Source organism: Streptomyces sp. NPDC059567 (assembly GCF_042735655.1).
Lineage (GTDB): Bacteria > Actinomycetota > Actinomycetes > Streptomycetales > Streptomycetaceae > Streptomyces.
The window spans coordinates 56980-61685 of record NZ_JBHWBS010000012.1 but is presented as its reverse complement, the minus strand read 5'-3'; the positions used below and the strand labels follow the sequence as shown (position 1 = coordinate 61685).

The 4706-nt window shown below is 69.4% G+C and carries 4 protein-coding genes; all 4 read right to left on the bottom strand.

What is annotated here, in order from left to right:
- Positions 1-101: 101 nt before the first annotated feature.
- Genes ACFVZW_RS08905 through ACFVZW_RS08890 form a run of 4 tightly spaced genes read right to left on the bottom strand, consistent with a single transcriptional unit; the run spans position 102 to position 4490 of the window.
- Positions 102-506 (bottom strand): cytidine deaminase, encoded by a 405-nt coding sequence (locus tag ACFVZW_RS08905; protein ID WP_384518821.1) that lies wholly within the window; start codon positions 504-506, stop codon positions 102-104.
- A complete protein-coding gene (locus ACFVZW_RS08900; protein WP_384518818.1) occupies positions 503-1792 on the bottom strand; it encodes an ABC transporter permease in 1290 nt (429 codons plus the stop codon). The genes ACFVZW_RS08905 and ACFVZW_RS08900 overlap by 4 nt, the downstream gene beginning before the upstream one ends.
- A complete protein-coding gene (locus tag ACFVZW_RS08895; protein WP_384518816.1) occupies positions 1789-2901 on the bottom strand; it encodes an ABC transporter permease in 1113 nt (370 codons plus the stop codon). The genes ACFVZW_RS08900 and ACFVZW_RS08895 overlap by 4 nt, the downstream gene beginning before the upstream one ends.
- On the bottom strand, positions 2898-4490 hold the full coding sequence (locus ACFVZW_RS08890; protein WP_384518952.1) for an ABC transporter ATP-binding protein: 1593 nt from the start codon (positions 4488-4490) through the stop codon (positions 2898-2900). The genes ACFVZW_RS08895 and ACFVZW_RS08890 overlap by 4 nt, the downstream gene beginning before the upstream one ends.
- Positions 4491-4706: the final 216 nt, after the last annotated feature.

The following is a 4706-nucleotide window of genomic DNA, read 5'->3' as shown; positions in this document are numbered from 1 at the left end:
TTTGTGGTTTTTGCTGATCTTGGGGCGCCTATTACCCCGGGTCTGGGGGGCTTGGGGGGGGGCGCCCACCCCGTGGGTGCGGTCGGCCCCGCTCCGAGGTCCTACTTGGCGAGGTGGCCGGGGCCGAACGCCTGCGGCAGCATCTCCGCCAGCGTCAGAAGCCCCTCCGGGGTCTCCAGTACGAGTTCGGGGCCGCCGAACTCGTACAGCAGCTGCCGGCACCGTCCGCACGGCACCAGCGGGCCGCCCAGGCCGTCGACGCAGACGAAGTGGGTCAGCCGCCCGCCGCCGGTCGCCTGGAGCTGCGAGACGAGCCCGCACTCCGCGCACAGCCCGAGGCCGTACGAGGCGTTCTCCACGTTGCAGCCGGAGACGACGCGCCCGTCGTCGACGAGCGCGGCGGCGCCGACCGGGTAGCCCGAGTACGGGGCGTACGCCCGGGACATGGCGTCCCGCGCGGCCTCCCGGAGGGCCTCCCAGTCCGGCGCCTGGGCGCTGGGCGTCACTTGCCCTCGCCCTTGCGGTAGCGCATGCCGTCCGCCTTGGGCATCCGCAGACGCTGCGCGGAGAGCGACAGCACCAGCAGCGTGACCACGTACGGCGTGGCGCTGACGAACTCGACCGGGACCGTCTCCGTGCCGAGGTACCAGATGAAGACGCCGACACCGATGACGATGGCGATCGAGGAGGTGATCCAGCGCTTCTTGTACGCCTTCCAGGCCGCGATGGCCACCAGGACCGCGAACAGCAGCAGGAGCAGCGCGTGCACGGACTCGCCGCCGCTGCGCAGCTGGAGCGCGTCGGCGAAGCCGAACAGGCCGGCGCCCATGGCCAGGCCGCCCGGCCGCCAGTTGCCGAAGATCATCGCCGCGAGGCCGATGTAGCCACGGCCACCGGTCTGGCCCTCGTTGTAGATGTGCGAGGTGACCAGCGACAGGAACGCGCCACCGAGACCGGCGAGACCGCCGGAGACGATCACGGCGATGTACTTGTACTTGTAGACGTTGACACCGAGGGACTCGGCCGCGATCGGGTTCTCACCGCAGGAGCGCAGCCGCAGACCGAACGCGGTCTTCCACAGCACGAAGAACGTACCGATCACCAGCAGTACGGCGATGATCGTGACCACCGAGACGTTGGTGACGAGGCCGCCGAGGATGCCGGCGATGTCCGAGACCAGGAACCAGTGGTGCTTCTCGATGTCGGCCAGCCAGTCGGACAGACCGGGGATCGTGACCGAGGTGATCTCCTCGGCCGGCGGGGACTGCTTCGGGCTGCCGCCCTTGGCCGCGGCCTCGCCGCTGTTGAACCACAGCTTGGCGAAGTAGGTGGTGAAACCGACCGCGAGGATGTTGATCGCGATACCGGAGATGATGTGGTCGACACCGAAGGTGACGGTGGCGACCGCGTGCAGCAGACCGCCGAGCATGCCGCCCACGATGCCGGCGAGGATGCCGAGCCAGGGGCTGGTCTGCCAGCCGGCCCAGGCACCGAAGAAGGTGCCGAGGATCATCATGCCTTCGAGGCCGATGTTGACCACGCCCGCGCGCTCGGACCACAGACCGCCGAGACCGGCGAGGCCGATCGGCACGGCGAGCGAGAGCGCGGCGCCGATCTGGCCGGCCGAGGTGAGGTCCTGCGCGCCGGTGATGGCCCGGACGGCGGAGAGGGCGATGAGCCCGCCCGCGACGATCAGCAGGATCCAGGGCAGGGAGAGGCGGGTGCGGCCGCCCTTGCCACCGGCCGCCTTGGGCGCGGCGGGCGGCGGGGTGGAAGTCGCCGTGGCGGTCACGCCGACACCTCCGTCGTGTCGTTGGAACGGGCCTGGGCCGCGAGCTTCTCGCCGACCTGACGCTGCTGGCGCTTGATGCCGTAGCGGCGGACGACTTCGTAGGCGATGACGACGCAGAGGACGATCACGCCCTGCATGACGCCGACGATCTCCCGGTCGTACTCCTCGAACTCCAGCTGCTGGCCACCGCGCTCCAGGAAGGCCCAGAGGATCGCCGCGAGCGCGATGCCGATCGGGTGGTTGCGGCCGAGCAGGGCGATGGCGATACCGGTGAAGCCGATGCCGACGGGGAAGTCGCCGCCGAACTCGTACGAGTCGTTGAGCAGCGTCGGCATACCGATCAGACCGGCCATGGCGCCGGAGATCAGCATCGAGGTGACGACCATCTTCTTCACGTTGACACCGCTGGCCGCGGCGGCCGTGTCGGACTGGCCGACGGTGCGCAGGTCGAAGCCGAAGCGGGTGCGGGAGAGCGTGAACCAGTAGCCGACGCCCGCGATGGCCGCGATGACGACGAAGCCGTAGATCGGGGTCGGCGTGGTCGGGAACTCGAAGAAGTGCGAGGACTCCGGCAGCGGGGTCGTGGCGACCTTGGTGCCGGCCGCGTCCAGGTGGCCGAGGCGGCCGGGCTGGAGCAGGTATCCGATGATCGCGGTCGCGATGAAGTTCAGCATGATCGTCGAGACGACCTCACTGACGCCCCGCGTGGTCTTGAGGACACCGGCGATGCCCGCCCACATGGCGCCGACGATCATCGCCGTGATAATGATCAGCGGGATCTGGACGATGCCCGGCAGGGTCAGCGCCCCGCCGACGGCGGCGGCGAAGAAGGCCGCGAGACGGTACTGGCCGTCGACACCGATGTTGAACAGGTTCATGCGGAAGCCGATGGCCACCGCGATGCCCGCCAGGTAGTACGTCGTCGCCTTGTTGATGATGTAGACCTGGCTGTCCGACTTGATGCCGTAGTCGAACATGATGCCGAAGGCGCTGAACGGCTCCTTGCCGGTGGCCGCGAGCACCAGGGCGGTGATCAGGAAGGCGGCGACGATCGCGAGCAGCGGTGCCGCGATGCCGAGGAGCAGCCGCTCCTTGTCGAACTTCTTCATCGGGCCTCGTCCTCCGGGCCGTCGGTGCCCTCAGGGCTCTCAGGGTGCTCAAGGTGGCCGGCGGCGGCGCCGGTCATGGCCGAGCCCAACTCCTCCGGGGTGATGGTCGCCGGGTCGGCGTCCGCGACGAGCCGGCCGCGGTACATCACGCGCAGGGTGTCGGAGAGGCCGATCAGCTCGTCCAGGTCGGCGGAGATCAGCAGGACCGCCAGGCCTTCGCGGCGAGCCGCACGGATCTGGTCCCAGATCTGCGCCTGCGCGCCGACGTCCACACCCCGGGTGGGGTGCGCGGCGATCAGCAGCTTGGGGTCGTGGCTCATCTCGCGGCCGACGATCAGCTTCTGCTGGTTTCCGCCGGAGAGGGAGGCCGCGGTGACCTCGATGCCGGGGGTACGGACGTCGTACTCGCGGACGATGCGCTCGGTGTCCTTGCGGGCGGCCTTGAGGTCGAGGATGGCGCCCTTGGAGTTGGGCTTCTCGGTGACGTGGCCGAGGATGCGGTTCTCCCAGAGGGGGGCCTCCAGGAGCAGACCGTGCCGGTGGCGGTCCTCGGGGATGCAGCCGATGCCGCCCTCGCGCCGCTTGCGCGTCGGAGCGGCGGAGATGTCCGCGCCGTCGAGGGTCACGACACCCCGGTCGGCGTTGCGCATGCCCATGATCGTGTCGACGAGCTCGGACTGGCCGTTGCCCTCGACGCCGGCGATGCCGAGCACCTCACCCTTGTGGATGGTGAAGGTGATGCCGCCGAGGACCGCGCGGACCACACCGTCGGGGTCGACGGCGCTCAGCGACAGGTCCTGGACCGTCAGCATCGGCACGTCCGTGACCGTCGACTCGCGGGTCTCCGGCGAGGGCAGCTCGGCGCCGACCATCAGCTCGGCGAGCTGCTTGGTGGTGGTGTGCTTCGGGTCGGCGGTGCCGACCGTGGTGCCGCGCCGGATGACGGTGATCTCGTCGGCGACCGACAGCACCTCGCCCAGCTTGTGCGAGATGAAGATGACCGTGAGGCCCTCGGCCTTGAGCTCGCGCAGGTTGTCGAAGAGCGCGTCGACCTCCTGCGGGACGAGCACGGCGGTCGGCTCGTCGAGGATCAGGGTGCGGGCGCCGCGGTAGAGGACCTTGAGGATCTCCACGCGCTGACGGTCGGCCACACCGAGGTCCTCCATGAGGGCGTTCGGGCGGATGCCGAGGCCGTACGCGTCGGAGATCTCCTTGATCTTGGCGCGGGCCTTGTCGCCGATGCCGTACAGCTTCTCGGAGCCGAGGACGACGTTCTCGAGGACGGTGAGGTTGTCCGCGAGCATGAAGTGCTGGTGCACCATGCCGACACCGCGGGCGATGGCGTCTCCGGGGTTGTGGAACGTCACCAGCTCGCCGTCGACCGTGATGGTGCCCTCGTCCGGCTTCTGCATGCCGTAGAGGATCTTCATCAGGGTCGACTTGCCCGCGCCGTTCTCGCCCACGAGGGCGTGCACGGTGCCGCGGCGCACGGTGATGTCGATGTCGTGGTTGGCCACGACTCCCGGGAAACGCTTGGTGATGCCGCGGAGTTCTACGGCGTTGGGACTGCTGGGGCTGGAGGCTTTGATGACGCACTCTCCTAGGCAGGGAGCGTGAGGAGGGGATGAGGCCGGTGCGCAGGCGCTGTCGGTGGCGAAAAATACCCTGTACGGCGGACGCTACGCGCGTAGCTTCTGGAAAATCGTTCAACTGCCCGCGGGCACAACTGTGATTTGGGGCCCGCGGGGGGGGCGCGCCGCGCGGCCGCGCGCCCGCCCCCCCTCTCACAGAGGGTGGGTGTGGGC